Here is a 455-nt window from a genome sequence, read left to right as displayed (position 1 = left end):
GGATCACCAGGGGGTTGGTCACCTTGACCACCATCTGGCTCATGGGGTTGTAGAAATCGGCGCGGGCCCACTGCAACCAGACTCGCAGCAGCACCACCATGAGGTAGAGATCAAAAATCGTATTAATCAAAAAGTAAGCCGTGTTCATCCGGGCTCCTTGCTACAAAAGGTTCAGAAAAGGGTTTCCATCTCGCCGGCCCGAGTGACGGCCGCCTGCATGGCGCGTGAGGTCAGCGGCTTCAGCCCCTGCTCCTGGAATGTCTTGACGGCCTCGGCCGTGGTGCCGCCCTTGCTGGTAACCTGCTCGCGCAGGGCCTGCAGGGAGAGCTCGGGGTTCTGCTCCACCATGGCGGCGGCGCCAAGGGCGGTCTGCTGCACCAGCAGACGGGCCTGCTCGGGAGTGAAACCCATGGCCTCCGCCTCCTCGGCAATCCCCTGCATGAACAGGAAGAAGT

At 61.5% G+C, this 455-nt stretch carries 2 protein-coding genes; both read right to left on the bottom strand.

The window, feature by feature from the left end:
• Positions 1 to 148: YggT family protein (locus JWG43_RS20455; RefSeq protein ID WP_205244344.1), on the bottom strand; the 148-nt coding region annotated here is incomplete at its 3' end.
• Positions 149 to 171: 23 nt separating this feature from the next.
• Positions 172 to 455 (bottom strand): pyrroline-5-carboxylate reductase family protein (locus tag JWG43_RS18185; RefSeq protein ID WP_205244343.1); only part of this gene is annotated, 284 nt, incomplete at its 5' end.

This window comes from Desulfobulbus alkaliphilus (assembly GCF_016918545.1).
In the GTDB taxonomy this organism is placed as follows: domain Bacteria; phylum Desulfobacterota; class Desulfobulbia; order Desulfobulbales; family Desulfobulbaceae; genus Desulfobulbus; species Desulfobulbus alkaliphilus.
Note: the sequence above shows the minus strand (reverse complement) of the source record. Positions and strands in the feature narration are given on the sequence as shown.